The 26407-nt window shown below is 54.6% G+C and carries 26 protein-coding genes; 18 read left to right on the top strand and 8 right to left on the bottom strand.

What is annotated here, in order from left to right; genetic code table 11:
* Positions 1-397: 397 nt before the first annotated feature.
* The 4 genes from BMY49_RS07180 to BMY49_RS07195 all read right to left on the bottom strand — a co-directional run bounded on the left by BMY49_RS07180 (position 398) and on the right by BMY49_RS07195 (position 3528).
* Entirely contained in the window at positions 398-868 is a 471-nt protein-coding gene (locus tag BMY49_RS07180; RefSeq protein ID WP_089675300.1) for a GAF domain-containing protein, read from the bottom strand.
* 74 nt (positions 869-942) lie between these two features.
* On the bottom strand, positions 943-1737 hold the full coding sequence (locus tag BMY49_RS07185) for a MetQ/NlpA family ABC transporter substrate-binding protein (RefSeq protein WP_089675301.1): 795 nt from the start codon (positions 1735-1737) through the stop codon (positions 943-945).
* A 113-nt stretch (positions 1738-1850) separates the two neighbouring features.
* Positions 1851-2504: a methionine ABC transporter permease gene (locus BMY49_RS07190; protein WP_044628308.1), complete on the bottom strand. Its 654-nt coding sequence runs from the start codon at positions 2502-2504 to the stop codon at positions 1851-1853.
* Positions 2485-3528 (bottom strand): methionine ABC transporter ATP-binding protein, encoded by a 1044-nt coding sequence (locus BMY49_RS07195; protein ID WP_089675302.1) that lies wholly within the window; start codon positions 3526-3528, stop codon positions 2485-2487. Before BMY49_RS07195 ends, BMY49_RS07190 begins: the two co-directional genes overlap by 20 nt.
* Before the next feature lie 461 nt (positions 3529-3989).
* Between BMY49_RS07195 and BMY49_RS07200 the strand changes: the two genes are divergently transcribed.
* The 10 genes from BMY49_RS07200 to moaE all read left to right on the top strand — a co-directional run bounded on the left by BMY49_RS07200 (position 3990) and on the right by moaE (position 11790).
* Positions 3990-4616, top strand: a complete 627-nt coding sequence (locus tag BMY49_RS07200) for a riboflavin synthase (RefSeq protein WP_054640843.1) — start codon at positions 3990-3992, stop codon at positions 4614-4616.
* A gap of 197 nt (positions 4617-4813) precedes the next feature.
* Positions 4814-6112, top strand: a complete 1299-nt coding sequence (locus BMY49_RS07205) for an NCS2 family permease (protein ID WP_054640844.1) — start codon at positions 4814-4816, stop codon at positions 6110-6112.
* A gap of 34 nt (positions 6113-6146) precedes the next feature.
* A complete protein-coding gene (locus BMY49_RS07210; RefSeq protein ID WP_044628303.1) occupies positions 6147-6692 on the top strand; it encodes an adenine phosphoribosyltransferase in 546 nt (181 codons plus the stop codon).
* 6 nt (positions 6693-6698) lie between these two features.
* Entirely contained in the window at positions 6699-7178 is a 480-nt protein-coding gene (gene gpt / locus BMY49_RS07215; RefSeq protein ID WP_044628302.1) for a xanthine phosphoribosyltransferase, read from the top strand.
* Between the two features lies 1 nt (position 7179).
* On the top strand, positions 7180-7863 hold the full coding sequence (ung, locus tag BMY49_RS07220) for a uracil-DNA glycosylase (RefSeq protein WP_089675303.1): 684 nt from the start codon (positions 7180-7182) through the stop codon (positions 7861-7863).
* Positions 7864-7960: 97 nt separating this feature from the next.
* Positions 7961-8590, top strand: a complete 630-nt coding sequence (upp, locus tag BMY49_RS07225; protein WP_044628300.1) for a uracil phosphoribosyltransferase — start codon at positions 7961-7963, stop codon at positions 8588-8590.
* An 88-nt stretch (positions 8591-8678) separates the two neighbouring features.
* Entirely contained in the window at positions 8679-9908 is a 1230-nt protein-coding gene (locus BMY49_RS07230) for a uracil-xanthine permease family protein (RefSeq protein ID WP_089675304.1), read from the top strand.
* 22 nt (positions 9909-9930) lie between these two features.
* On the top strand, positions 9931-10491 hold the full coding sequence (mobB, locus tag BMY49_RS07235) for a molybdopterin-guanine dinucleotide biosynthesis protein B (protein ID WP_089675305.1): 561 nt from the start codon (positions 9931-9933) through the stop codon (positions 10489-10491).
* Between the two features lie 18 nt (positions 10492-10509).
* The gene (gene moaC, locus BMY49_RS07240) at positions 10510-11310 is read left to right on the top strand and encodes a cyclic pyranopterin monophosphate synthase MoaC (protein ID WP_062360390.1); all 801 of its coding nucleotides are present in this window, start codon (positions 10510-10512) and stop codon (positions 11308-11310) included.
* Positions 11311-11313: 3 nt separating this feature from the next.
* Positions 11314-11790, top strand: coding sequence for a molybdopterin synthase catalytic subunit MoaE (moaE, locus tag BMY49_RS07245; protein ID WP_074210515.1), 477 nt, complete (start codon positions 11314-11316; stop codon positions 11788-11790).
* Between the two features lie 9 nt (positions 11791-11799).
* Here the strand turns inward: moaE and BMY49_RS07250 are convergent, their stop codons facing one another.
* Positions 11800-13401: a ribonuclease J gene (locus tag BMY49_RS07250; protein WP_044628296.1), complete on the bottom strand. Its 1602-nt coding sequence runs from the start codon at positions 13399-13401 to the stop codon at positions 11800-11802.
* A gap of 274 nt (positions 13402-13675) precedes the next feature.
* On the opposite strand from BMY49_RS07250, the gene purU reads away from it, so the two are divergent.
* A complete protein-coding gene (gene purU, locus BMY49_RS07255; protein WP_044628295.1) occupies positions 13676-14530 on the top strand; it encodes a formyltetrahydrofolate deformylase in 855 nt (284 codons plus the stop codon).
* A gap of 18 nt (positions 14531-14548) precedes the next feature.
* Positions 14549-15220, top strand: a complete 672-nt coding sequence (locus BMY49_RS07260) for an energy-coupling factor ABC transporter permease (RefSeq protein WP_054640849.1) — start codon at positions 14549-14551, stop codon at positions 15218-15220.
* 21 nt (positions 15221-15241) lie between these two features.
* Here the strand turns inward: BMY49_RS07260 and lexA are convergent, their stop codons facing one another.
* Positions 15242-15919 (bottom strand): transcriptional repressor LexA, encoded by a 678-nt coding sequence (gene lexA, locus BMY49_RS07265; RefSeq protein ID WP_044628293.1) that lies wholly within the window; start codon positions 15917-15919, stop codon positions 15242-15244.
* 229 nt (positions 15920-16148) lie between these two features.
* On the opposite strand from lexA, the gene BMY49_RS07270 reads away from it, so the two are divergent.
* From BMY49_RS07270 to BMY49_RS07285, 4 genes are all read left to right on the top strand, one after another.
* Positions 16149-16826, top strand: a complete 678-nt coding sequence (locus BMY49_RS07270; protein WP_089675306.1) for a TetR/AcrR family transcriptional regulator — start codon at positions 16149-16151, stop codon at positions 16824-16826.
* Positions 16804-17319, top strand: coding sequence for a L,D-transpeptidase (locus BMY49_RS07275; protein WP_089675307.1), 516 nt, complete (start codon positions 16804-16806; stop codon positions 17317-17319). Before BMY49_RS07270 ends, BMY49_RS07275 begins: the two co-directional genes overlap by 23 nt.
* Before the next feature lie 82 nt (positions 17320-17401).
* Positions 17402-18412: a beta-N-acetylhexosaminidase gene (gene nagZ, locus BMY49_RS07280; protein WP_089675308.1), complete on the top strand. Its 1011-nt coding sequence runs from the start codon at positions 17402-17404 to the stop codon at positions 18410-18412.
* Between the two features lie 47 nt (positions 18413-18459).
* Positions 18460-19038, top strand: a complete 579-nt coding sequence (locus BMY49_RS07285) for a hypoxanthine-guanine phosphoribosyltransferase (RefSeq protein WP_089675309.1) — start codon at positions 18460-18462, stop codon at positions 19036-19038.
* A gap of 12 nt (positions 19039-19050) precedes the next feature.
* Here BMY49_RS07285 and ppsR read toward each other — a convergent pair whose 3' ends face one another.
* Positions 19051-19884, bottom strand: a complete 834-nt coding sequence (gene ppsR / locus BMY49_RS07290; RefSeq protein ID WP_044628288.1) for a posphoenolpyruvate synthetase regulatory kinase/phosphorylase PpsR — start codon at positions 19882-19884, stop codon at positions 19051-19053.
* A gap of 236 nt (positions 19885-20120) precedes the next feature.
* On the opposite strand from ppsR, the gene ppsA reads away from it, so the two are divergent.
* Together ppsA and ggt are read left to right on the top strand one after the other, a co-directional pair.
* Positions 20121-22505 (top strand): phosphoenolpyruvate synthase, encoded by a 2385-nt coding sequence (ppsA, locus tag BMY49_RS07295; RefSeq protein ID WP_089675310.1) that lies wholly within the window; start codon positions 20121-20123, stop codon positions 22503-22505.
* A 151-nt stretch (positions 22506-22656) separates the two neighbouring features.
* Positions 22657-24444, top strand: coding sequence for a gamma-glutamyltransferase (ggt, locus tag BMY49_RS07300; protein ID WP_089675311.1), 1788 nt, complete (start codon positions 22657-22659; stop codon positions 24442-24444).
* A 15-nt stretch (positions 24445-24459) separates the two neighbouring features.
* On the opposite strand, the gene BMY49_RS07305 is transcribed toward ggt, so the two are convergent.
* The gene (locus BMY49_RS07305; RefSeq protein WP_089675312.1) at positions 24460-26403 is read right to left on the bottom strand and encodes a glycerophosphodiester phosphodiesterase family protein; all 1944 of its coding nucleotides are present in this window, start codon (positions 26401-26403) and stop codon (positions 24460-24462) included.
* Between the last annotated feature and the right edge of the window lie 4 nt (positions 26404-26407).

A 26407-nucleotide genomic window follows, 5' to 3' on the forward strand; every position in this document is an offset into this window, starting at 1 on the left:
GGGAGGCCTGTTCGCCTGCCACTGGCTACCGACACCGTGAGGTGTCGGGATGGGCGAACAGGAGTCAGCAGAGGCCATATTAGGCTCTCTAACCAAGAGCTGAAGGGCTGAACCTGTCACGAGTGGATAGTTGACCACTCTCTGATGTGTACGAGCAGAAGCCTCCCCGGAGGGCTCTCGATAACTGTATGGCGGGCCGGAAGCCCAAAGACTGTCGAAGCGCTCAGAGCACACAGGCGAGCGAATTCAGCGGAACGAAGCTCAGCCCGATAATGGGGGACAGGAACCGCCGTGGTACGGATCCGTTTGCCCGGTGGTGTGAGAGGACGGGGGAGGCGACTCCCCCTCCTACTCGATCGTGCTGACTTTCCCGGCCTTGAATCAAAACGGCCTTGAATCAAAGGAAGCGGGGTAGGTCTGTCTGGCGCATGAACGTAGCAACAAGCGCCTCGATGCCAGCTTGGTCTTCTTGACTAAAGCGCGCATGTTGCGGGCTGTCGATATCCAGCACGCCCCAGACAAAACCATCGGTCACGATAGGAACCACCAGTTCAGAGTTCGAGTTTGCATCACAGGCGATATGATCAGCAACGGCGTGCACATCGTCGACTCTTTGGGTGGCTTGCTCGCGTGCTGCTGCGCCACATACCCCTTTGCTAAACGGGATGGGGTGGCAGGCAGGCTTGCCCTGGAAAGGGCCCAGGCAGAGCACCTGCGCTTCGCGCTGAAGATAAAAACCGACCCAGTTCAGCTCGCTGAGCTCCTGCTGAATAAACGCGCAGGTTTGGGCGCTGTTGGTCAGCCAGTCGCGGGTATCCAGCAAAGCCTCTAACTGGCGGTTTAACAGCGTGTAATCGGTTATCGACATACCGTCTCCTTTGGTGAAAACGCATCAGGCCAGCCTCTCGGCTGGCCTGATAATGAATGACGAACGGATGAGAGTTACTCGTCGGTCCAGCCCGGTACCGCCGCGCCTTTGAACAGCTCGTCGGCTTTCTCGATCACTTCGTCACGCTGATAAGCGTCGACCAACTGGCGAATCTCTTCGCGATCTTCATCGCCACCGCGAACTGCGATCAGGTTGACGTAGGGAGACTCAGGGCCTTCCTTGATCAGCGCATCGTCCAGGCTCAGGCCAGCCGGTTGGGCGAAAGTGTTGTTGATGAAGGCCATATCCACGTCGGGAAGCACGCGGGGAAGCTGGGCGGCTTCGATTTCACGGAAGCGGAAGCCGCGCGGGTTTTCTGCGATATCGATCGGCGTGGCTTCCAGGAACGTCGGATCGTTGAGCGTGATCAGGCCTTCGTTGTGCATTAGGATAAGCGCACGCCCTTCGTTGGAGGGGTCGTTGGGCAGGGCGATTTGTGCGCCGTCCGGCAGCTCATCAATGCTGTCGTACTTTTCAGAGTAAGCGCCGATGGGATACACGAAGGTGTAACCGGCAATGGCAAAGTCGTAGCCGCGGTCATTCACCATCGCCTGCATGTAGGGCTCGTGCTGGTAAGCGTTGGCATCCAGGCTGCCATCGGCCAGTGCAGCATTCGGCGTTACGTAGTCAGTGAACTCGATGATTTCGACGTTCAGGTCGTACTCTTCTTTGGCAATGCGAGCGGCGACTTCCATCACTTCGGTTTCAGGACCAGCTACGGTGCCTATTTTAATGGTACGGGTTTCCGCATTGGCAACGTTGATGGCAAGTGCAAGCGCGGTCAGGCTGCCGATAATGACTTTTTGCATGGCGTTACTCCAGTGTCGTTATGCATCGTGGTGCAATGATGAGGGAATAAGAAACGCAAGTCTAATGCGTTTTTGTTATATTTAGCTATGTCGATGAAAGGCGCTGGCTATGACTATTTACGGTCGCTTTTGCGCACTAAATAGTCGCCTAGGCTTTGGAATCCTTGTACCAGCACCACTAGAATCACCACAGTGATTAGCATAATGGTTGGGTTGAAGCGGTTGTAGCCATAGCGAATGCCAAGGTCGCCAAGGCCGCCGCCGCCTACTGCGCCTGCCATGGCTGAGTAGCTCACCAGAGTGACGAGCGTAATGGTGAGGCCAGTAATAATGCCGCCGCGAGCTTCGGGAATCAGCACCTTGGTAATAATTTGCCAAGGCGTCGCACCCATGGATTGTGCCGATTCAATTAACCCTGGAGAAATCTCGTTGAGCGCGCCTTCAATGAGGCGAGCCACAAACGGAATTGCTGCAATGGTCAGCGGTACGGAGGCGGCGTTGATGCCGATAGACGTACCTACCAGCATGCGGGTGAAGGGGATGATGGCCACCATCAAAATGATGAAGGGAATTGAGCGGCCAATATTGGTAATGATACCCAACACTTGGTTAAGCACCGGCATCGCCAGAATTTGCCGCGGGCGGGTGACATAAAGCATTACGCCCAGCGGCAGGCCAAGCAGTGTGGCGATGACGCCGGACACTGCCACCATATAAAGGGTATCCAGCGTGGCCTGTAAAATAAGATCAAACATTGCGCTGGACATGGCCGAGTACCTCCACCTGTAGTTGATGCGCTGCTAAATAGGACATGGCTTGCTGGGTTTGCTCATGGCTGCCCAGTAGTTCGGCAATCATTAGGCCAAGCGTGCGGTCCTGAATGGACTCGACTTTGGCCTGCAAAATGCTGACATCGACGCTGCACTCACGCGCCAAGCGAGAAATGAGCGGCGTGGAGACAGCATCGCCTGAGAAAGTCAGCCGCACCACCGGATGTGTATGTTCGCTGGGGCTCTCTTCCAGGCGTTCCAAAAGCTCTTTAGGAGGACTGAGCTGTAGAAAGTCGTTCAAAAAGTCGCGGCCAAGCTGGGTGGCTGGCGCAGTAAAGAAGTCGCCGACTTCCGCATCTTCTACCAGCTTGCCGTCAGAGATCAGGCTGACCCGATGGCAAATCGATTTCACCACTTCCATTTCGTGGGTAATCAGCAGAATGGTAATCCCCAACTGATGGTTGATATCCCTGAGGAGTTCAAGGATTGAACTGGTCGTTTGCGGGTCGAGGGCTGAAGTCGCTTCGTCGCATAGCAGCACGTTGGGCTTGCTGGCCAGGGCGCGGGCAATGGCCACGCGCTGTTTTTGGCCGCCGGAAAGCTGGGCAGGGTACTGCTTCGCTTTATCGGCTAAGCCCACCATCTCCAATAGCGGTAAAACACGATTTTTGATAGTGCTGCGCTTTTCGCCCATCAGCTCCAGGGGAAGGGCGACATTATCAAACACGGTCCGCGTGGTGAGCAGGTTAAAGTGCTGAAAAATCATACCAATACGATGGCGAGCATGGTTGAGCTCACGACGGCGTAGACCGGTCATTTCTTGACCATCCACCAAAACGCTACCGCTAGTGGGGCGTTCTAGCAGATTGACGCAGCGAATGAGCGTCGATTTGCCCGCACCGGACAGACCAATCACGCCGTGTATCGTGCCTTTGGGAATCGTTAAATTAACATTCTGAAGAGCATGGACGGCGCTGTCGCCGCTGCCATAGGTTTTACTAACGTTGCTAAGTTCAATCATAGCGTCTGCCTTAATGGTAGGCCGAAGACGGAGTGCGAGGGGGCAAGCGTAGGGCGGGGAACAAAAAAAGGCCACCCTTGCGGGTGGCCATCAATGCTGGACACACCCTTTTAGCTGCACTTCACCCCGCCAAAGGCCAGGTGGACGCCCGCAATCTGGGTACAAATCGGCGTCATTACATTTGCGGCGAAAGTCTAAAGAGTGGCGAATGGGTTGTCAATTAAATCCGTTCTATTTCATGTTTTTAAGTTCATATACAGGTTTATTTTCTTTTTAGTTGATAGTTTTTGGTTTTTGTTGCTGTTTCGAGGTGATTGAACTGCTTGCTAACAGCAAAAAAGCCATGATCAATAGGCGTCTGCTAACCACTGGCTGCACAAGGTTGGGTCATTAGTAGTAAGCTTGCGCGAGTTTTTATGGTCTACGCCATCCTACTAACCTGAGATTGAAAGGAAGGGCCAATGTTTACTGGCATTGTTCAAGGTATCGCTGAGGTCGTTGAGGTGCATGAACTAGAGGAGTTCCGCACCCATGTGGTTGCTCTGCCAGAGAGTATGCGTAGCGGGTTAGAGATTGGTGCATCAGTGGCACATAACGGCGTTTGCCTGACGGTAACGGCGATAGATGGTGAGCGCGTTAGCTTTGACCTGATGCGCGAAACGCTGAGATTGACCAATCTTGGTGCAATTACGCCAGGCCAATGCGTCAATATAGAGCGCGCAGCTCGTTTTGGGGATGAAATTGGCGGGCACTCCATGTCAGGCCACATTATTTGTATGGCGAAGGTAGTAGCTATTGAAGAAGCTCCTAATAACCGTCGGCTCTGGTTTGCGTTGCCTGATAAAGCGGCCAAGTTTGTGTTTGAAAAAGGCTATATTGGTGTCGACGGTATCAGCCTCACCGTTGGCGATGTACGCCCATCTGCCGATGGGGTAGGGGTGGAGTTCAGTGTTAATCTCATCCCTGAAACATTGTCACGCACGATGTTAGGTAGCCGTTTGATGAATGACTGGGTCAATATTGAAATTGACCCGCAGACTCAAGTGATTGTTGAGACGGTGGAGCGGGTTCTGGCGAGCCGCCAATAGTGGAAAATCTTGGCTCTTTGTTGACCAATCGGTTAGCTCATGGCCTGAAGTTTGCTAATAAATTAGGTATGAGGCTTCTCCTCAACTTAGCTAGCCGCACTTGAGGTGCTCGCATCGCGTGGTGCCTTTCGGTAGTATGTGCGGCTTTTCTCGCATCAAGGGACGCATTCAGCGTAAGCGCGAAGGATAAAAACTAAATGAAATCACTGGACAACTACTTCAAGCTCACAGAGCAGAAGACCAATGTAAAAACGGAAGTGATCGCCGGGATTACAACGTTTCTTACCATGGCGTATATCATCTTCGTTAACCCAAGCATTCTCTCGGAAGCGGGAATGGATTACGGCGCTGTGTTCGTAGCCACCTGTTTGGCCGCGGCGATTGGCTGTTTCGTGATGGGCCTATGGGCCAATTATCCGATCGCTCAAGCGCCGGGTATGGGGTTGAATGCCTTCTTTACCTACGGCGTGGTGCTGGGTATGGGCTACACCTGGGAAGCGGCGTTAGGGGCCGTCTTCTTCTCTGGTTTGACCTTTTTCCTGCTGAGTATTTTTAAAATTCGCGAATGGATCATTAATTCTATTCCGCTCTCTTTACGTTTGGGCATCGCGGCGGGTATCGGCCTTTTCCTGGCAATGATTGCACTGAAGAATGCCGGTATTGTCGTGGCAAACCCGGCAACCTTTGTTGCCCTTGGTGACCTATCAGAGCCTGCGCCGCTTTACGCGCTGCTGGGCTTCTTCGTGATTACCGCATTGGCTTACCTGCGTGTTACTGGCGCCGTTATGATCGGCATTATTGGTGTCACCGTGCTGGCCATGGTGCTGGGTCACAATCAGTACGGTGGCATTATGTCGATGCCTCCTTCGATTGCACCGACATTCATGGCGATGGATCTGGTGGGCGCGCTAGATGTAGCCATGCTCAGCGTTATCTTCGCTTTTTTGTTTGTCGATCTGTTTGATACGTCCGGTACGCTGGTAGGTGTTGCTCACCGTGGCAAACTATTGGATGAAGACGGCAAGCTACCGCGTATTGGTCGTGCCATGATGGCAGATAGTACCGCTTCGATGGCGGGCGCCGCGCTGGGTACCTCCACCACGACCAGCTATATCGAATCAACCGCAGGTATTGTATCTGGTGGGCGTACTGGCTTAACGGCCGTTGTGGTGGGCGTACTGTTCTTGATCAGCCTATTTTTCGCGCCGCTGGCAGGTTCTATTCCGGCTTATGCAACGGCGGGTGCGCTACTGTATGTAGCGGTACTGATGGCGGGTAGTCTTGCACATGCCAACTGGGAAGACCCCACAGACGCCGCGCCGGTGCTGATCGCTGCGCTGGCCATGCCGCTGACCTTCTCGATTGCCGAGGGTATTGCCCTGGGCTTTATCAGCTACGTTGCCATCAAGACCCTGTCAGGTCGATTCAGCGACCTGAATCCGGCAGTGGTCGTGCTGGCGCTGCTGTTTGCAGCAAAGTTCCTGTTCCTGGGCTAACTGCCCGCATTTTGACTAATCAATGAGAGACGCGATGAGCATCTACGGCGATTATATTAAGTCCGTTATTCGCACGGTTCCTGACTGGCCAGAGCAAGGAGTGAACTTCCGTGACATCACTCCGCTGCTGCAAAACAGCGCTGCCTTTCGCAAGCTGATCGATAGCTTCGTGCACCGCTACCAGGAGATGAACTTGGATGCCATCGCGGCCATTGACGCCCGTGGCTTTATTATCGGTGCGCCGCTGGCGTATGAGTTGGGCTGCAGCTTTGTGCCGGTGCGCAAAAAAGGCAAGCTTCCGTTTAAAACTATCAGCGAAACCTACACGCTGGAGTATGGTCATTCAGAAGTAGAGCTGCATGCTGATGCGTTCCAGGAAGGCGACCGGATCCTGTTAATGGACGACTTGATTGCCACTGGTGGCACGATGCTGGCAGCCGCGAATTTGATTCAGCGCTGCGGTGGGCAGGTGGTGGAAACAGCCACTATCATTGATCTGCCTGAGCTGGGTGGTTCTCAGAAAATTCGCGATGCGGGCTATAGCGTATTCGCGGTCTGTTCCTTTAACGAAGACGAGTAATTCCCCATGAGCAGCGAACGCTACCATCAACATTTCACCGTCTCTTGGGACCAAATTCACCGCGACGTGCGCCAACTTTGCCATCTTTTAATCGAACGTGATTTTAAGGGCATTGTGGCGATTACTCGCGGCGGCTTGATTCCGGCTGCGCTGATTGCTCGCGAACTGAATATCCGTTTGATTGATACCGTGTGCATCAAAAGTTACGACCATATGGATCAAGGTGGTCTGGATATTATGAAAGGGGTGGATCACGACGGTGACGGCTGGCTGCTGGTTGATGACCTCGTCGATACGGGAAAAACGGCACGCGCCGTACGCGAAATGCTCCCAAAAGCGCACTTTGTCACGATTTACGCTAAGCCAGAGGGTCGCCCTTTGGTGGATCAATACCTGACCGAAGTGGCTCAGCAGTGCTGGATTCAGTTCCCTTGGGATATGGGCATTGCCTACGTAGAGCCTCTCGCTGACCAAATGAAAAAGTAATATGGCTAACCCGCTACCCGAAGACTGGAGCCAGTGGCTGGGGCAGGGTTTTCAGGCTGACTATATGTCCGCCCTGAAAGCATTTTTGGCCGCAGAGAAAGCGGCTAAGAAAGTGATCTACCCTCACTCCTCAAACTGGTTTCGCGCCTTTGAATTAACGCCGCTCTGCTCGGTGAAAGTGGTAATTCTAGGGCAGGATCCTTACCACGGGCCTAATCAGGCCCATGGGCTCTGTTTTTCGGTACAGCCGGGCGTGCAAGTGCCGCCGTCGCTGGTCAATATCTACAAAGAGTTGGCAAGTGATGTCGGTTTTACCCCAGTGCGTCATGGCTTTTTAGAGTCGTGGGCGAAGCAGGGGGTGCTGCTGCTGAACACAGCGCTTACCGTTGAGCAGGGCAACGCCGCGTCGCATCGGGGGAAAGGTTGGGAGCATTTTACCGACCGGGCTATTGAAACCGTGAGTCAGCATGCAGAGTCCTGCGTTTTTTTGCTGTGGGGTAGCCATGCTCGCCAGAAAAAAGCGCTCATCGATACCTCTCGCCATTTGGTACTTGAGTCACCACACCCGTCGCCCCTGTCGGCGCACCGTGGTTTCTTTGGTAATCACCACTTTTCGCGGGCGAATCAATTCTTGCAGGAGCAAGGGCGGACGCCAATTGAGTGGCAATTGCCCGAAACCCCTTAACCTGATGGTCAGTTGCGGGTAGAATGGCGCGCAATTTTGTAAGCATGTCGATGCGACCTAGGTCGCTATCCTGAATCCCCTGCAGTGAGGAAGCCCCATGAGTGTCTACGCCATTAACCATCCGCTTGTTCAACATAAGCTGGGATTGATGCGCGAAGCTGATTTGAGCACTAAGAGCTTTCGTGAACTGGCAGGTGAAGTGGCTAAGCTTTTGACCTATGAAGCAACCAAAGGTCTGGAGCTGGAAGACCATGAGATTCAGGGCTGGAACGGCGAGCCCATTGCGACCCGTCGTTTGAAAGGTAAGAAAGTCACTATCGTGCCGATCCTGCGTGCCGGGCTAGGCATGTTGGAGGGCGTAACGGATTTAATCCCTAGCGCACGGGTAAGCGTTGTTGGTCTTTACCGGGATGAAGAGACGCTTCAACCGGTACCTTACTTCGCTAAATTCGCCAACGACATCGAAGAGCGCATGGCGATTGTGATTGATCCGATGCTGGCGACTGGTGGTTCGATGGTGGCCACGCTGGATATGCTGCGTGAGCGTGGCTGTGAACATATGAAAGTGATTGTCTTAGTTGCTGCCCCTGAAGGGATTAAACGGGTGCAAGATGCTTATCCTGATGTAGAGATTTACACGGCGTCGGTGGATGACCGACTCGATGAGAATGGCTACATCGTCCCCGGCTTGGGAGATGCCGGCGATAAGATTTTCGGAACGCGTTAAGCGCTCCGCCTCAAAAGGCCCCTTACGCTTCGCGTTGGGGGCATTTTTTTGCCTCCGTTACTAATAACCGACCCCCAGGAGTGGTGTGATGACAAACAGTGCTGGTCAAGAGTCGTGGCCTAAAATGCTGCTTACCGGCGCGCAAATGCTGTTCGTGGCCTTTGGTGCGCTTGTGTTGGTTCCGCTATTAACCGGGCTAGACCCCAGCGTGGCACTCTTTACCGCCGGGATTGGCACGTTGGTGTTTCATGGCGTGACCAAACAAACGGTGCCGGTGTTTCTAGCTTCTTCCTTTGCATTTATTGCTCCTATTCAAGGCTCAATCGCCAGTTTTGGCGTTTCTGCCACGCTGGGTGGCCTGATGGCCGCGGGACTTGTCTATGTTGCCATTTCCCAGGCGGTGCGCTTGAAGGGCACCGCCTGGTTGCATCGTTTGCTGCCTGCTGTCGTGGTGGGCCCAGTGATTATGGTGATCGGCTTAGCGCTAGCGCCAGTCGCGGTCAGTATGGCAACCGGTGAAATCAGCGATAATATTAGCTATGGGCAAGCTATTTTTCTCTCCATGGCCAGTCTGTTAGTAACCTTATTGCTTGCGGTGCTTGGCCGTGGGCTGCTGCGTTTAGTGCCGATTATGGGCGGCATTGCAACGGGGTATGCGTTGGCGCTGATTATGGGGGTGGTTGATTTTACTCCGGTGCGTGAAGCGGCTTGGCTCTCTATCCCCAACTTTACCGCGCCGAGTTTTCACTGGGCGGCCATCCTGTTTATGATTCCAGTGGCCATCGCTCCCGCCGTTGAGCATATTGGCGATATGGTGGCGATTGGCTCGGTGACACGTAAAAACTATCTTGAAAAACCTGGCTTGCACCGCACGTTACTGGGCGATGGCTTGGCAACGACGGCAGCAGCCCTGTTCGGTGGGCCGCCTAACACGACCTATTCAGAAGTTACCGGTGCTGTGACGCTAACCAAGGCATTCAATCCAAAATATATGATTGTGGCTGCTGTTATTGCCATCATCCTTGCCTTTGTTGGCAAATTGGGGGCGCTGCTGCAGACAATTCCCGGGCCGGTCATGGGGGGGATTATGACGCTGCTATTCGGCTCTATTGCCGTAGTGGGGATGAATACCCTGGTGCGCGCAGGTCAGTCGCTGACTGCGGCGCGTAACCTAGTGGTGGTGTCACTTATTTTGGTGTTTGGTATCGGTGGTATGCAGTTTGGTGGCGGGCAATTCACTTTGCAGGGCGTTAGCTTAGCCGCTTTGGTAGGCATTGCGTTAAACTGGTTATTACCTGCAGAAAAAGAGGGTGAGTAACTTGTGGCACATAGGGTGATTTATGAGTGAGGCACTGCGCTCTCCGTTTCCCGTACCGTTTCCCACACTGGGAGTGGCAGCCTGGAGTGGGACCGGTAAAACCACGCTGCTAGAGCAGCTGTTACCTCTACTGCGCGAAAAGGACCTTTCGGTAGCGGTGATTAAACATGCCCACCACCAGTTTGATGTGGACCAGCCGGGTAAAGACAGCTACAAGCTGCGTAGCGCCGGGGCCACTCCTATGCTGATTGCATCGCGCCAACGTTTTGCACTGATGCAGGAGACGCCAGGGCAGGAGGAGCCCGATTTAGCCTATTTGCTTACCCTAATGGCGCCGCATCACCCAGATCTGGTGATTGTGGAAGGCTTCAAAGCATGGCCTATTCCCAAGCTGGTGCTTTACCGAGACGGAATAGGCGATCCGGCTATTTTATGCGATGAGTGGGTGCAGGCGGCTGCGCTTACTGCTGAGCCGCCGGTGGCTCTTAGGCCATCGGTGGCCCGCTTGGATTTAAATAATTGTGAAGAGATTGCTCGCTGGGTAAGTGAGTGGGCCGACCAACAACGCCGCACTCTGGCTTGATGATGAAAAGGTGACACCATGCAGTTAACCCACCTGAACGCGCACGGCGAAGCGAATATGGTTGATGTCGGCGATAAGCGCGAGACCCGTCGTGAGGCTGTTGCCTCTGGGCGAATCGTGATGCAGCCCAATACTCTGCAGCTATTAAGCGATGGGGCGCTGCCCAAAGGGGATGTACTCGCAACAGCGCGTATTGCGGGTATTCAAGCAGCGAAGCGAACTCATGAACTGATTCCGCTCTGCCACTCGCTGGCGCTCTCCAAAGTAGCGGTGGATTTCGATATTGACCATGCAAATGGCTGGGTGAATGTATCGGCCATGTGTCGCTTGAACGGGCGCACGGGCGTCGAGATGGAAGCGTTGACGGCCGTTTCGGTTGCTTGCCTGACGCTTTACGATATGTGTAAAGCCGTTGATAAAGAGATGCGCATTGAAGCTGTGCAGCTCGACAGCAAGCGAGGCGGATTGCGTGGTGACTATCAGCGGGAGCGTGAGATGGTCACGCCTATTGTCACCGGTGAAGGCGCAGTGGGAGAGGTAAGCTTAGGTGAGCGCTGTGCCTCGCCCTGTGTGCGCGTCAAGTTTTTGGCAGAGCTGCGTGAGCGGGTCGGTGAGAGTGATCTGGCCATTGGGCTTGATAAGCTGCCAAGTCGCGATGTGGCCGGGCTAAAAGCTGCGCTTAGTGCCCAGGATGCACGCTTTTCCGTGCTGGCTGATCAGCGCACTCTATGTGCCATTAACCAAGTGATGGCAAATGATAGCGCTCGTATCACTGATGATGACGAAGTGGCCTTTTTTCCACCGGTAACGGGAGGCTAAGCCGTGTCTGTTAGCGAGCCGACATTGCCAGACATCGCGGTAGAAGTGCAGTCCGCTCCGTTTTCAATGGCGTACGGCTATGAGAGCGCGCTGCGCCAGCGCACCGACATTGGTGCGATTGTGACGTTCACCGGGTTAGTGCGAGATTTTAACGAGACGCCCGACGTAACGGGGTTAACCCTTGAGCACTATCCAGGAATGACTGAGCGCACCTTAACGCAAATTGCTGAGCAAGCCTGGCAGCGCTGGGCGCTGCAGGCGGTGCGTGTTATTCATCGGGTGGGCGACTTATCCCCGGGCGACCCTATCGTTAGAGTGCTGGTGGCAAGCGCGCACCGCCGCGATGCGTTTGAGGCCTGCGATTTCATTATGGATTATTTAAAAACCCAGGCGCCGTTTTGGAAGAAAGAGCACTCCAAGCAGGGGGCGTACTGGGTTAAAGAGCGCCACACCGATCAGCAGGATGCTGAACGCTGGTAACACCTGTGTTTAAGGCTCGTCGTTTAACTCTTCGATGGTCGGCATTTCAGCGGCCATGATCTGCAGGTGCACGTCTGGCATATGTTGCAAGTGGTTAGCCAGCCAGTGCACCAGCCTTGGCTGCAGCGCATGGCGCAAATCAGCCAAGGTGTCTGCCTCAATCTCTTCTAGCTGCTCATCCAGCCACTCGCTGAAGCTATCTTCATCCATAGGGCTTGCGCCGTTGGCGTCAAGCATCAGACGACCAATACGACACCATCCCGTTTCTGTTGCTGCTACCGGTAGCGCTAGAAACAGACTGCCACGACGGGCAGTGGGATGGCTGCTCTCAAGGCCAGGGTGAGGCACGACGCTATTTTGGTTAACAATGCAAGGCGGCTGTGGGTAGCGCGTTTCGCAGCGCAGCCCTTGGTGGTCAAGCACGATCATATCGCCATTCACCGGTGCTAGCGGCGCTCTGATACCTAGCTCCTCAGCAAGCGCTTGGTGCGCCTCCTGATGGCGCGCTTCACCATGTACCGGCAGTAGCATTTTGGGCCTCACCCACTGGTAGAGCTTTTTCAGCTCTTCCTGAGCGGGGTGGCCGGTGGCATGAAGCTCGGGGTGGTTCATTTCGTCGAACAGCGTGACACCGAGTTGCAGTAAACGTTTTTTAAGCTGCTCGATAGGGCGCTCATTGCCTGGAATTGTTTTGGCGGAAAAAATCACGCTATCGCCGGGTTCCAAGTCCACAAAGGGGTGTCGACGCTGCGCTAAACGCTGCAAGGCAGCGCGAGGCTCGCCTTGGCTACCGGTGGCAATAATCACGACCTCCTCCGGTGGTAGATAGCCCAAATCATGGGGTGGCACCAGGGGGGGGAAGTTATCCAGATAACCAAGGCCTCTAGCAACACTGACCATGCGCTCCATTGAGCGGCCCATCAAACTAACGCGACGGCCACACGCTTGGGCCGCTAAGCCAATGGCCAGTACGCGCGCTAGGTTGCTAGCAAAACAGGACACTACCACGCGGCCTTTACACGCTTTCAATGTGGTGGAAAGCGCCTTGGCAACATCCCCCTCGCTGCCCGACTGCCCTGGCATTGGCGCATTGGTCGAGTCACCTACCAGAAGATCCACCGGCGCCAGTGCTCTAAACTGGGCAGCGTTCACGGGGGCGCCAATCAGTGGGTTGGGGTCGAGTTTCCAGTCGCCGGTGTGCAGTATGCGGTAATCACCCGCCTGCATCATGATGGAGCAGCTTTCGGGGATGGAGTGGGTAACACTCAAGTAGCGCAGTGTAAATGGCCCGCTCTCCACCGCATCGCCTGGTTCAATCACTTCAATGGAGGCGCTGCTGAGCTGGTGTTCGGCGAATTTGTAACGCAATAGCCCTGCTGCGAGAGGAGTGGCAAAGATAGGGCAACCCCATTTGGGCCATAGCCACGCCACCGCACCAATATGATCTTCATGACCATGGGTGATAAACAGCGCCTTAGGTGTGATCTTCAGTGCCTCTAGGGTATCGGTATTAGGTACTTGCAGGGGCGAGTTGGGCAGGTCTTGGCGAATCATCATGCCGCAATCTACGGCGATCCACTGGTCGTCGTATCCATACAGCGTAAGATTCATTCCAATTTCACCACATCCACCTAGCGGGAGTAGGCGCAGGGGCGGGCGACGACGGGGACGAAGTTGAACGCGGGATGGATGCATCAGTTATGAAAAGCCTAGAAAGTAATTCCTTAACTATACGGGAAGCGGGGGGCGGGTAACAATCATCGCGGCACCTGACCACGATGCTTCCTCATCGTGCTTACGGTACACTACCGCCGCTAATGTGGTTTACCTGCTGGTAGGCAGGTGCTTGGCGAGCGTGCCGTTAAATACGTTAAGAGTGTTTGTTATGTCTCATTACTATCGTTTAGTTGTTTCCTGCCCAGATCAAGTGGGCATCGTGGCGCGTGTCTCAAGTTTTATTGCTCAACAAGGCGGCTCAATTACCGAAGCCAGCCAGCACTCTGACTTAGAGACTGGCCGCTTTTTTATGCGTTACGAGATTCTGGCGGATTCTCTGGGTATGTCGGCGGAAGCACTGCGCACGTCGTTTGAGCCGGTGGCGGCTGAATTTGATATGCAGTGGTCGCTGGTGGATACCCAAAAGCGCCGCCGTGTGGTGTTGATGGTGTCTCGGGAATCCCACTGTTTGGTGGACCTTCTCTACCGCTGGCAGGCAGGTGAGTTGGATTGCGATATTGTCGGCGTTATCTCTAATCACGATGATATGCGCTCGCTGACTGAATGGTATGGCATCCCTTATCATCATGTACCAGTTGACCCGGCTAATAAACAAACGGCTTTTGAACAGGTGCAGGAGCAGATTGATGCTGCCCGCGCTGACTGCATAGTGCTGGCACGCTATATGCAAATTCTGCCGCCTTCGCTTTGCGAACGGTATGCAGGACGCGTGATTAACATTCATCACAGCTTCTTGCCTTCCTTTGCGGGTGCCAAGCCGTATCATCAAGCCTATGAGCGGGGCGTGAAACTGATTGGGGCAACTTGCCACTATGTGACAGAAGAGCTGGATGCAGGCCCCATAATTGAGCAGGACATTCACCGGGTCAGCCACTGTCACACGCCTACTGATTTGGTACGTTTTGGTCGCGATGTGGAAAAAGCGGTATTGGCGCGGGGGCTGCGTTGGCACCTAGAAGATCGCGTGCTAATTCACGGCAACAAAACGGTCGTTTTTAGCTAATCGGCAGAAGGGGGCGCTATGTCGTTTGCACAAAGCGTATTGGCACCGTGGGCACTCGTGATGACGTGGCTTTTATCGTTGGGTGTCATCGTCTGGTGCTTATGCCTGCGCCCCTGGCGGCCACTACTTGAGGATACAGCGCTTCAGCACCGCTGGATGGCAGCTACGTTGGCCGTCATGTTGATGTGGCAATTGCGTGCGCAAGCGGTGGACTGGTTAACGCTTCACTTGGTGTTTACGGTGCTGATGACGCTAGTCTTTAAAATGCCGCTGGCGTTGATCAGCAACGTGATGATTAATGTCGCCATGGTAGCTATTGGCAGAAACGATTGGTCGCTAATGGGGGCAAATATGCTGGTGACAGGTATTGTGCCTGCGACCGTGACCGGTTTTGTATGGCGAATCGTTGACCGTCGGTTGCCTGATAATTTGATGGTGTTTTTATTTGCTTGTGGCTTTTTTGGAACGGCCTTGGCGACCTTAGGGGGAGGGCTATCTGCTGTTGCGCTGATTATCGTAGCGGGCACTGATCCCGAGGCCGTCTATCTCGCCCAAGAGTATGCCCGCTTTTTACCGTTACTGATGCCGTCAGAGGCATTTATAACCGGTATGCTGCTGAGTATTTTACTAGTGTACCACCCAAGCTGGGTGGCCACCTTTAATGACCACCGCTATATCGACTTGCAGTAGCCTGCCTTACAGGTTGGGCAACTAGCCAAGCGCTTGCCCATTACCACCGCGAATAACACCAACACCCACGCCTTCAATATCAAGCTGCTGAGTGCGTAGGTCGATCTCAATTGGTGCGAAATCTGCGTTCTCGGCAATCAGTGTTACTTGATGCCCTTGGCGTTTAAAACGCTTGACTGTTACTTCGTCTTCTAGTCGTGCCACGACAATTTGCCCATCGCGAACGCGGTCAGTGCGATGCACGGCCAGAAGGTCGCCTTCAAGAATGCCTACATCTTTCATGGATAGGCCACGCACCCGTAGCAGGTAATCTGCTTTAGGCGTGAAGTACTCAGCGGGCAGCGGGCAGTAACGGTCAATATGTTCAGCCGCAAGGATAGGGCTGCCAGCGGCGACCTCACCAATCACAGGAAGCCCATTGGGCAGCGGCTCATTAGTAGCAGGTGCTGCAGCCGCTGGCGTTTCAGTAAGCTCCTGCGGCTCCTGGTTAGGTAAGCGGATGCCTCGTGATGTATTGCGAATTATACGAATAGCGCCTTTGCGCTCGAGCGCACGCAAATGCTCTTCTGCTGCGTTAGGCGAGCGGAATCCCAGCGCTTTGGCAATTTCGGCGCGGGTAGGGGGGTAGCCAAGCTCACCCATGGTCTTAACAATAAAATCAAATACGTGCTGCTGACGTGCTGTGAGTGGACGCGACATACCAAACTCCAAAACAGTGAAAAGACAGTAGCTACATGTCGGCTTAATCAGTATGTGTTTAAGTATACAGTATGTTGCTCTGTCCAGTACATGACGAGTTACACCCAACCGAGACAGTCGTTAAGTGTTTAGTTAACGCTTACTACCCTTTGGATAAGAGATTGAGCCAGCAGGGGTTATGACATAGTATTCAGCTATGTTTAAAACACCTGTTTTTTTGGAGGGCGCTATGGCCCAATCGGATACGGTAACGCGTATTTTAGATACTGCAGACGTACTGTTTGCAGAGCGAGGCTTTGCCGAGACGTCGCTGCGCAATATCACCAGCAAGGCCCGGGTTAATTTGGCGGCCGTGAACTACCACTTTGGTTCCAAAAAAGCGCTAATTCAAGCGGTGTTTTCCCGCTATCTCGATCCATTTTCAGAGCGCTTTCACACCGCACTGGACGAGCTAGAAGCTCACTATCAAGGCCAGCCTATTCCTCTAGAAGTGCTGTTAGAGACCATGGCCACTACGGTACTGGCAGTGCCCGCCGAACGTAATAGCCTGAAGGTATTTATGCGGCTCCTAGGGTTAGCCTACAGTCAGGCGCAAGGGCATCTGCGTCGCTACATTCAGCAGCAGTATGGCGATGTATTTACCCGTTTTACCGAGCTGGTGCGTAAAGCCACGCCTGAGCTGCCGGACGCCGAGCGCTTTTGGCGGCTACACTTTATGCTAGGCACAGTGATATTTACGCTCTCGGGACTGGATGCCCTGCGTGATATTGCTGCAAAGGATTATCAAGAGCAGGTGACGGTGCGTGACCTTGTGCGGCGGCTACGTCCAGTCGTTGTTGCTGCGATGAACGCGCCGCTACCGGCTGCGGTTGAAGAGGGAAACCATGGCAACGCCCAGGCTAGCTGAATTACCGCCTTCCCAATCTGGTTGGGTGGAGATTGACACCCAGCGGCAGCGGTTGCGCTGGTGGCAGGGAAAGGAAGTGAACTATGAGTGCACGATCTCCACTGGGGTTGCTGGCGTAGGGCAGCAAGAGGGTAGCGGCCAAACACCGCTGGGCTGGCACTATGTCCGTGCGTCTATCGGCAAGGGCTTGCCTGATAATGCGGTATTTCGTGGTCGCCGATGGACTGGCGAAGTATTTTCGCCTGAATTGGCGACCAATTACCCTGAGCGAGACTGGATTCTAACGCGCATTATGTGGCTCTGCGGGCTGGAGCGCGGCGTTAACCGCGGCGCTGACGTGGACTCCCAGCGGCGCTACATTTATTTGCACGGCACGCCTGAAGAACAACCGATGGGTGTGGCTGCCTCTCACGGCTGCATCCGCCTGCGAAATCACGATTTACACTACCTGTTTGCACACGCCCAACCCGGTACGCCGGTTTGGTTGCATTAAGCCCACTTCCGGGCGTCCTGCCAGAATTTTGACACGCTAAGCGGTTAGTCTAAAATGGCGCCCTTTTTGTCGGATCCTCCCCATGACGCAACCCATTGGCCCGGTCATGCTTGACCTAGAAGGGCCGCAGTTATCCAACGCTGAAAAGACATTGCTAAAAGACCCTGCGGTGGGCGGCGTTATCCTGTTCGCCCGTAATGTCGAAGATGCGTACCAAGTGCGGCAGCTCTGCAGCAGTATTCGTCGTGTGCGTGGTGATCTACTGCTAGGTATTGACCAAGAGGGCGGTCGAGTCCAGCGGATCAAAAAAGGGGTGACCAACCTGCCCGCCATGGCGCGAATTGGCGATCTGTATGCCAGCGACCCAGTAGCAGGGCTCACCTTAGCCAAAGACACAGGCTGGCTGCTGGGGATGGAAATGGCCGCCTGTGGGTTGGATATGAGTTTTGCGCCAGTGTTGGATGTTGAGAGCGGTATCTCCAGCGTCATTGGCGACCGTAGTTTCAGCAGCGATCCAGAGCATGTCGCCCAACTAGGGCGCGCCTTTATCGAAGGCTTGCATGAAGCTGGCATGGCGGCAGTTGGTAAGCATTTTCCTGGCCATGGCGGAGTGGCGGCGGATTCCCATATTGCGCTGCCAGTGGATGAGCGACCCCTGGCCGAGCTGAAAGCCCGAGACCTCGTGCCGTTTCGCGAGTTAGCGGGTGTGTTGAACGGTGTCATGCCTGCCCACGTGACTTATTCAGCGTTTGATACTCGCCCTGCAGGGTTCTCACCCAACTGGTTAGGCATGCTGCGTGAATCATTGGGGTTCAAAGGGTGTATTTTTTCCGATGATTTAAGCATGACGGGGGCGCATGAGGCAGGCGGCCCGGCTGAGCGTGCCAAAGCGGCGCTGGCCGCTGGCTGCGATATGTTGCTGATCTGCAATGACCGAGCGGCAGCCATTGAGGTACTAGGGGCCTGCCAAGGGGTGCTGAATAAACGGCCTGCCAAGCTGCGTTACGGCCGTGCTAGGCCTGAACTGGATGCACTGGCTGCACTCGGCCGTTGGCGCCGCACGCATGCCAAGCTCGAAGCGCTAGCGAATTAATTCCATTTTTATACCGTTTTCTTATTAGATGTTTTTGGAGAAGTAGCATGTCCAAGTTGGATAAAGAAGCGCTTGAATCGTTAGATTCTATGCGTGAGTTGATGGATAACGCCGACTGCCTGATTTCACAAGAGCAGGTTGAGCGAGCGTTGGATCGCATGGCGGAAGAGATCACGCGAGACTTGGGCGACAAGCTACCGGTGTTTTACTGCGTTATGAATGGCGGGCTCATTACCACGGGGCATCTGCTGACGCGTCTTGGTTTTCCGCTGGAAGTGGACTATTTACATGCGACCCGTTACCGCAACGAGCTGCGCGGCGGTGAGCTTTTCTGGCGCGTATCGCCTGAAATTCCCATGGCGGGCCGACATGTAGTGATTGTTGACGACATCCTCGATGAAGGCGCAACCCTAGCGGCCATTCTGAAATACTGCAAAGAAGCCCAGGCGGCCAGTGTGACTACCGCAGTGTTGGTCGACAAGCAGCACGACCGCAAAGCCGTTCCGGGATTAAAAGCAGATTACTGCAGCCTAGAAGTGGCCGACCGTTACGTGTTTGGTTTTGGTATGGACTACAAAGGCTACTGGCGTAATGCCCCTGGAATTTTTGCTCCCAAGGGCATGTAAGCTAGCGCAATCCTAGCGGGGTGAGAACCGCCTCGCTAGGCCGGTTTCCGCAATCATGCGCGTAGAGATCTCTTCTATTGAAAATCGCGTCGTATCAATAAACGGAATATGCATTGCCCGGTACAGCGATTCTGCCTGCTCTACTTCTTGTAAGCACTGATCCATCGAGCTATAGCGGCTATTGGGGCGGCGTTCATTACGAATGGCCGAGAGTCGGCGTGCATCAATGGTAAGGCCAAACAGCTTGTGCCGATGAGGTGCCAGCGCTTTGGGTAGCTTCAAGCTGCCATCTTCATCCAGGTCATCTTCGGTGAGCGGATAGTTCGCGGCGCGAATGCCGAACTGCAGCGCCAAGTAGAGTGAGGTCGGCGTTTTACCACAGCGGGAAACCCCCACTAGAATAATATCGGCTTTGTCGTATTGGTGGGTGCGTGCTCCATCGTCGTTATCGAGTGCAAAGTGAACCGAGTGGATGCGATCCATATATACGTCGTCGCTACCGATGGAGTGTGTTCTGCCGACGCTGTAGGAAGAGTGCGTTTCCAGCTCCTGCTCAAGGGGTTCTAGAAACGTCGAAAAAATATCGACCTTAAACCCCGACGCTTGGCGGATAACGTTACGAATCTGTTGATCCACAATCGTATCAATGATAATCGGTCTACAGCCATCGCGTACGGCGGTCGATTCGATAATCTGTGCCAGTGCCTGTGCTTTTTCAACCGTATCAATATACGGTTTAGTCAGCATATTGATCTCCACATCACTGAACTGCGCTAAGAGACTGCGCCCTAAGCTTTCTGCGGTGATGCCGGTGCCATCCGAAATAAAGAAAGCTGTTCGTTTCATAACCTGATCCGCCAGTCTGCCATGTTCATAGATAAGCTATTGTGTGCTGTGCAAACGATGAGCACAACGCCTAGTCGATACTACATAAAACGCTAATTTTGTGTATTTGTTGTAAAAATCCTCCACTCCCTTCGCTGTTAGACCAATGGCGAATACGCTGCCGCAGTGCTAGGGTGACAACGTCTATTAGTGTCGTCCCAACGGGTCGTAACGAAGTCTAAAAGCGAGGGGGTTGCGTGGAAGAGTACATTCTGTGGTTCGATCAGCTAGGTATGGCAGACGTCGAACGCGTGGGTGGTAAAAACGCTTCGCTTGGCGAAATGATTTCCAATTTATCGGGTGTAGGCGTCACGGTGCCAGGCGGCTTCGCGACCACTGCTCACGCGTACCGCGAGTTTCTCTCTCACGAAGGTCTGAACGACCGCATTAACGACAAGCTTGCTCGTTTAGATGTCGATGATGTCAAAGCACTGGCTGAGGCAGGAAAAACGATTCGCCAGTGGATCATTGATACACCGCTGCCGCCTGGCTTTGAAGCCGCGCTTCGCGATGCCTACGAACAGCTCCAAACGCAACATCCAAGCCTCAAAGTAGCCGTGCGCAGCTCCGCCACGGCGGAAGACCTTCCCGATGCCTCCTTCGCTGGGCAGCAGGAAACCTTCTTGAACATTGAAGGTTTTGCCAATATCAAACATGCGGTGCATGAAGTGTTTGCCTCGCTGTTTAACGATCGCGCCATCTCCTACCGTGTGCATCGTGGCTACGCCCACGAGAATGTTGCGCTGTCAGCGGGCGTTCAAAAGATGGTGCGCTCTGAAACCGGCGCATCAGGCGTTATGTTTACCCTGGATACCGAATCTGGCTACCGTGATGCCGTTTTTGTCACGGCCTCTTGGGGGCTGGGCGAAACCGTGGTGCAGGGAGCCGTCAATCCTGACGAGTTCTATGTTCACAAGCCCACCCTGGCTGCTGGCCGCCCGGCCGTTCTGCGCCGCACGTTAGGGTCCAAGTTGATCAAGATGGTTTACGGCCAAGATGCCAGCGCCGGTAAATCTGTTGAAACCGTTGACGTGCCTTTCAAAGACCGTGGCCGCTTCTGCATCAACGATGAGCAGGTGATGGATCTTGCTCGTCAAGCAGTGACCATTGAGCAACACTACCAGCGCCCGATGGATATTGAGTGGGCATTGGATGGCGATGACGGCAAGCTCTATATCGTTCAAGCGCGTCCTGAAACCGTCGTGTCACAGCAGGAGGGCGGTAAGCTTGAGCGCTTCCAACTGCGTGAGAAAGGGCGCACGCTGATTACTGGCCGGGCCATTGGCCAGCGTATCGGCCGCGGGGCAGTTAAGATTGTCCTCAGCCCAGACGAGATGGACAAAATTCAAGAAGGCGACATCTTGGTCACCGACATGACGGACCCAGATTGGGAGCCCATCATGAAGCGCGCCTCGGCAATCGTGACTAACCGTGGTGGGCGTACCTGCCACGCGGCGATTATTGCCCGGGAATTGGGCATTCCTGCGGTGGTTGGCTGTGGCGATGCGACCACGCAGCTACAAGAAGGCATTGACGTTACGGTTTCGTGTGCGGAAGGGGATACCGGCCACGTTTATGAAGGGTTGCTGGCTTTTGACTGCAACGTGTCCAGCGTTGATTCCATGCCGGAGATTCCGTTTAAAATTATGATGAACGTGGGCAACCCGGATCGCGCTTTCGGTTTCGCTAGTTTGCCCCATGCAGGCGTTGGCTTGGCGCGTCTTGAATTCATCATCAATCGCATGATTGGTGTGCACCCGAAAGCGCTGCTTGAGTACGATACGCTGCCTGCTGATCTACAGCAGGTGATCGATCTACGTACTGCTGGTTACGCCGATCCGGTGAGCTTCTACGTCGATAAGCTGGTGGAGGGAATTTCCACGCTAGCTGCTGCTTTTCATCCGCAGCGCGTGATCGTTCGGTTGTCGGATTTTAAGTCCAACGAGTATGAAAACCTGATAGGCGGTAAGCTCTACGAGCCCGGTGAAGAGAACCCTATGCTGGGTTTCCGTGGGGCTTCTCGCTATATCTCCGAGGCATTTCGTCCTTGTTTCGAGCTCGAATGTCGCGCGCTGAAACGTGTGCGTGACGACATGGGGCTGACCAACGTCGAAATCATGGTGCCGTTTGTGCGCACCACGGATGAAGCGCGTGAAGTAGTCGATCTGCTAGCGGCTAACGGTTTGCAGCGTGGCGGTGATGAGCACCCTGATGGTTTGAAGGTCATCATGATGTGTGAATTGCCTGCCAACGCGCTATTGGCGGACGAGTTCCTCGAGTATTTCGATGGCTTCTCCATTGGCTCGAATGACCTTACCCAGTTAACGCTGGGTTTGGATCGAGACTCGGGCATCGTCGCGCACTTGTTTGACGAACGTAACCCCGCGGTGAAAAAGCTGCTGGCCATGGCTATTAAGGCCTGTAAAGAGAAAGGTAAGTACGTGGGGATCTGCGGCCAAGGCCCTTCGGACCACCCGGATCTTGCCAAGTGGTTGATGGAGCAGGGCATTGACTCCGTGTCACTCAACCCCGATGCAGTGCTGGAAACGTGGTTCATGTTGGCGGGGGAAACTATTGCTTAGCCTCCTTCAGCTTGATTAGCGTGCTTGCTATTTTGCGCCTGGCCATTGTGCCGGGCGCAGTCGTTTTATAGGCTACGCTATTGCTTGAGCGCTCAAAAGGCGGTTACGCCTTGGTGATTCACGCCTGAGACACGGTTTAAGGAGAAAGGTTATGCTGCCAAAAAGGGCACTCTCACTCACGGGTTTACTGCTGGCGCCAATGGTGAGTTGGGGGTTTAGTTACGAAACACCCTCCATTACACCGGAAGTAGGGTCAGGCTTTGAGGAGAAGCCGGGATGGGCGGCAGACTCCTTCGCGGTGGCGGCGGCTAACCCGCTGGCTACCGATGCGGGCTATCAGGTGCTCAAGGCCGGGGGGAATGCCATTGATGCGGCGGTAGCCGTACAAATGGTATTAACTCTGGTGGAGCCGCAATCCAGTGGGATTGGTGGCGGCGCATTTTTGATGCACTTTGATGGTGCTGATGTACAGGCTTATGATGGCCGTGAAACGGCGCCTGCCGCCGTAACCGGCGAGCTGTTTATGGAAGATGGCGAGCCGCTGCCTTTTATGGAAGCGGTCGCCAGCGGGTTGTCGGTGGGCGTGCCCGGTACCTTGCGTATGTTGGAACAGGCCCATGCTGAGCATGGCCAGTTGGCTTGGCAAGAACTCTTTACCCCCGCGATTACACTGGCGGAAGAGGGGTTCGCGGTGAGCCAGCGGCTGCACACCAGCCTGGCTAATGACGAATATCTGCGCGAAAACGACCTGGCTCAAGCGTTTTATTACTCCGCCGATGGAGAGCCCCTGGAAGTGGGCACCACACTAAAAAATCCTGCCTTAGCCGCTATTTTGCGTCGCATTGCAGAAGAGGGCAGCGCTGCCTTTTATGAAGGTGAGGTCGCGGAGGATCTCGTTGAGCAGGTGCAGTCGCATCCGGTTCGACCCGGTAAGATCTCGCTTGATGACATCAGTGGTTACCAATCTCTTGAGCGTGAGCCGCTATGCACCCCCTGGCAGCAGTGGGAAGTGTGCGGGTTTCCTCCTCCCTCTTCTGGCCATCTAACGATCATGCAAATTCTCGGTATGCTGGACCAGCAACCGCTGTTGGAGGCGCCGCTGGAAAATGGCGTGACCAGTAGTGGCTGGCTGCATCAATTTCTAGAAGCCTCGCGGCTGGCGTTTGCTGACCGGGGCCGCTACATCGCTGACCCTGACTTTGTCGAGGCACCGGGCGGTGACTGGTCGCTCATGCTAGCGCCTGATTACCTTGGTAAACGCAGCGAGCTAATCGGTGAAGAGAGCATGGGTGAGAGCGCCGAGCCGGGCAATCCAGGTGAATTGGCTGTTAGCTTTGCCAGCCAGCCCGAGCAACCTGAGTATGGCACCAGCCATATCAGCATTGTGGATGCCGATGGCAATGCGATTGCGATGACGACCACCATTGAGCAAGCCTTTGGTTCACGTATTCTGGCAGATGGCGGCACTGACCTGCCTGGCGGCTATTTATTGAATAACGAGCTGACGGATTTCTCTTTTACTCCTGAGGTGGACGGGCAGCCGGTGGCTAACCGAGTGGAGCCTGGTAAGCGGCCACGCTCTAGTATGAGCCCCACCTTGGTATTTGATCAGGAAACCGGTGCGCTGGTGGCGAGTCTCGGCTCCCCTGGTGGCGCTGCGATCATCCACTATACTGCTCGAACACTGGCAGCAATGCGCGATTGGGGGTTGAACGCTCAGGAAGCGCTGAGTCTTCCCCATGCGATTACGTTGGGTGGTGATGTTTACTTAGAGGAGGGTCGCTTCCCTGAAGAGATCATCGAATCGCTGCGTGAGCGGGGTCACAACGTGAGCGAACGTGAGCTCACGAGCGGCCTTCAGGCGATTCGGCGATTGGAGGATGGCACACTGTTTGGTGGTGCCGACCCGCGTCGGGAAGGCGTCGTGATGGGTGAGTAAACGACGCCCCGACTGTTACTGACGTAACCAGTTGCGTAGCTTGACCAGCATAAGACCGCCGTCGCTTAGCGCACGGCGGTCTTCTGTTAAGGCGTGCAAGCGATCAGGATAATCGGTAATGATGGCATCAACGCCGAGGTCTATCAGTGCCGACATGCGCGCCCGATCGTTGACCGTCCAGGCATGAATCTCGTAACCGAAAAGCGCCGCCAGGCGCACCTCTTGGGCGCTAATGCGGTTATGCCGCAGGCCTAATGCATCAAATTGGCGTCGGTCTAGGGTGCCTGGAAGAATGAGCTGTGCTAGCAGAGTAACACGCAGCCCCGGGGCCTGTTGCTTGATGTAGCGCACCAGTGCAGGCGACGTGGTCGCCAGACGCATATCCATCAGCGCGTTAGGAAAGCCGCAGGCCGTCACGGCTGTTAGTGCTTCTTGCTGGGTGGCCCAGCAGCGATAGCGTATGTCGCTTTCCTGCCCCAGTGCATCGATGACTGCTTGTGCCAGCCTCTCTTCTTGACCCGGCAGGGCTTTCATATCGATCATCAGCGATGCGCGCCCGCGGACGGCGGCCAACGCTTCATCCAGCCCCGCTATGCGCTCCCCTTGAAAGGCGTCGCCAAACCAACTACCCACATCAAACTTGCTGAGTTCGCTACGGGTGAGGTCGCTAAATTCTCGAGGATCACTGGTGAGGCGGGCGAGCGTTCGGTCGTGATAGAGCATGACCTGATTATCGGCACTCAGGCGAACATCCAGCTCTACGGCGTCAGCGCCATCCTCCAGCGCTTGAGACACGGCAGCAAGGGTGTTTTCCGGTGCCACCATGGAGCTTCCGCGATGGGCGATGATGGCCACGTTATCGCGAATCTCAAAACTGTTAAGAATCCACCACGCCTGTAGCCCTGCGAGCAGCAGCACGCTAAGTTCAATCGCCCATGCCATGCGTCCAGGGTGGGCATCGTGGGAAGGCGGCGCAGGGCGTGGTTCGTGATGGGCCAGCTGTAAGTAGAGGCAGGCGGACAGCAGAGCGTTAGTAGCAATACCAAGGAAAGTGATGGTGAGTGTTACCAGCACATAGCCGGTTAAATAGGCCAGCATCGCTGGAATCAGCACCGTGTTGTGCTCTGGTAGCCACCACAATAAGGGCGTGACCAGCGTGTCAAACAGCCATGTGGTAATAATGGGTAAGCTAATAATGATCAGTAGCAGGGTGAGCACAGCCACTCCAATAGAGCGGTGCCAGCCACGTGTTAAATAAACGCTTCGCGTGAGTGCTTGATACGGTGAGCAAGATTCCAGCGACACTAGTGGCAGTGCCAGCAGCCAGCGCAGATACAGCCACGCTGCTAAGATCATCCAGATAACCACCAACGGTGTCGCGCAAGCTAAAAAGTACCACAGCACAGGAGGGCGAATGCGCTGCAAATAGTAGGGGTCGACACCGCTAAGCCATAGATCGTATAGCCAGGTAAGCGCCATCATAAAAGGGGCAAGCAGCAATAGGTGAGCCCCGACCTGGAGAATCACTAGCACCGCCAGAGCGGGAAGCCGTCGTGTGCTCAACCAGAGCGCCTCGAACGCTAGCCGGTAATGGTTATCTTTTGGCCGGACAGCCACTTGCAACATGCCAGCCTGCTGCCAGTAAATGAGTAAAAACGTAAAGCCAAGGCCCACCAGCATGACCAATAGCCCTAATGGGCTGAAGAGCAGCGCTAAGAGTGCATCCGTGGTGACCACCGTGCGGTTTAGCTGTGCCAAAAAGCGTTGCGATACCCAGGCAACGGCCGGTACCAATAAGGCAGAGGCCAGTAGGGTAAACAGCAAGTGATAAGCTATGAGCGGACGGAGGTGATCTCGGAGAGTGCGAAGAAGGGCGTTGCCTAATTGAGTGAGCGGCTGCATAGTCACAAAAGTGTCAGAGTGAAGCATCAGGGTGGCACTAACTGCCACCCTTGACAAGCGG

It is taken from the genome of Vreelandella aquamarina (assembly GCF_900110265.1).
Lineage (GTDB): Bacteria > Pseudomonadota > Gammaproteobacteria > Pseudomonadales > Halomonadaceae > Vreelandella > Vreelandella aquamarina.

Bases quoted from the DNA above. Each gene is read 5' to 3' on its own strand.
- purU (WP_044628295.1), top strand. From the start codon at position 13,676: ATGTCTCATTACTATCGTTTAGTTGTTTCCTGCCCAGATCAAGTGGGC.
- ggt (WP_089675311.1), top strand. From the start codon at position 22,657: ATGCTGCCAAAAAGGGCACTCTCACTCACGGGTTTACTGCTGGCGCCA.
- mobB (WP_089675305.1), top strand. From the start codon at position 9,931: ATGAGTGAGGCACTGCGCTCTCCGTTTCCCGTACCGTTTCCCACACTG.
- gpt (WP_044628302.1), top strand. From the start codon at position 6,699: ATGAGCAGCGAACGCTACCATCAACATTTCACCGTCTCTTGGGACCAA.
- BMY49_RS07200 (WP_054640843.1), top strand. From the start codon at position 3,990: ATGTTTACTGGCATTGTTCAAGGTATCGCTGAGGTCGTTGAGGTGCAT.
- ppsR (WP_044628288.1), bottom strand. From the start codon at position 19,884: ATGAAACGAACAGCTTTCTTTATTTCGGATGGCACCGGCATCACCGCA.
- nagZ (WP_089675308.1), top strand. From the start codon at position 17,402: ATGACGCAACCCATTGGCCCGGTCATGCTTGACCTAGAAGGGCCGCAG.
- BMY49_RS07195 (WP_089675302.1), bottom strand. From the start codon at position 3,528: ATGATTGAACTTAGCAACGTTAGTAAAACCTATGGCAGCGGCGACAGC.
- BMY49_RS07285 (WP_089675309.1), top strand. From the start codon at position 18,460: ATGTCCAAGTTGGATAAAGAAGCGCTTGAATCGTTAGATTCTATGCGT.
- BMY49_RS07180 (WP_089675300.1), bottom strand. From the start codon at position 868: ATGTCGATAACCGATTACACGCTGTTAAACCGCCAGTTAGAGGCTTTG.
- BMY49_RS07260 (WP_054640849.1), top strand. From the start codon at position 14,549: ATGTCGTTTGCACAAAGCGTATTGGCACCGTGGGCACTCGTGATGACG.
- BMY49_RS07270 (WP_089675306.1), top strand. From the start codon at position 16,149: ATGGCCCAATCGGATACGGTAACGCGTATTTTAGATACTGCAGACGTA.
- upp (WP_044628300.1), top strand. From the start codon at position 7,961: ATGAGTGTCTACGCCATTAACCATCCGCTTGTTCAACATAAGCTGGGA.
- BMY49_RS07230 (WP_089675304.1), top strand. From the start codon at position 8,679: ATGACAAACAGTGCTGGTCAAGAGTCGTGGCCTAAAATGCTGCTTACC.
- BMY49_RS07205 (WP_054640844.1), top strand. From the start codon at position 4,814: ATGAAATCACTGGACAACTACTTCAAGCTCACAGAGCAGAAGACCAAT.
- ung (WP_089675303.1), top strand. From the start codon at position 7,180: ATGGCTAACCCGCTACCCGAAGACTGGAGCCAGTGGCTGGGGCAGGGT.
- moaC (WP_062360390.1), top strand. From the start codon at position 10,510: ATGCAGTTAACCCACCTGAACGCGCACGGCGAAGCGAATATGGTTGAT.
- BMY49_RS07185 (WP_089675301.1), bottom strand. From the start codon at position 1,737: ATGCAAAAAGTCATTATCGGCAGCCTGACCGCGCTTGCACTTGCCATC.
- lexA (WP_044628293.1), bottom strand. From the start codon at position 15,919: ATGTCGCGTCCACTCACAGCACGTCAGCAGCACGTATTTGATTTTATT.
- BMY49_RS07250 (WP_044628296.1), bottom strand. From the start codon at position 13,401: ATGAATCTTACGCTGTATGGATACGACGACCAGTGGATCGCCGTAGAT.
- BMY49_RS07210 (WP_044628303.1), top strand. From the start codon at position 6,147: ATGAGCATCTACGGCGATTATATTAAGTCCGTTATTCGCACGGTTCCT.
- BMY49_RS07275 (WP_089675307.1), top strand. From the start codon at position 16,804: ATGGCAACGCCCAGGCTAGCTGAATTACCGCCTTCCCAATCTGGTTGG.
- BMY49_RS07190 (WP_044628308.1), bottom strand. From the start codon at position 2,504: ATGTCCAGCGCAATGTTTGATCTTATTTTACAGGCCACGCTGGATACC.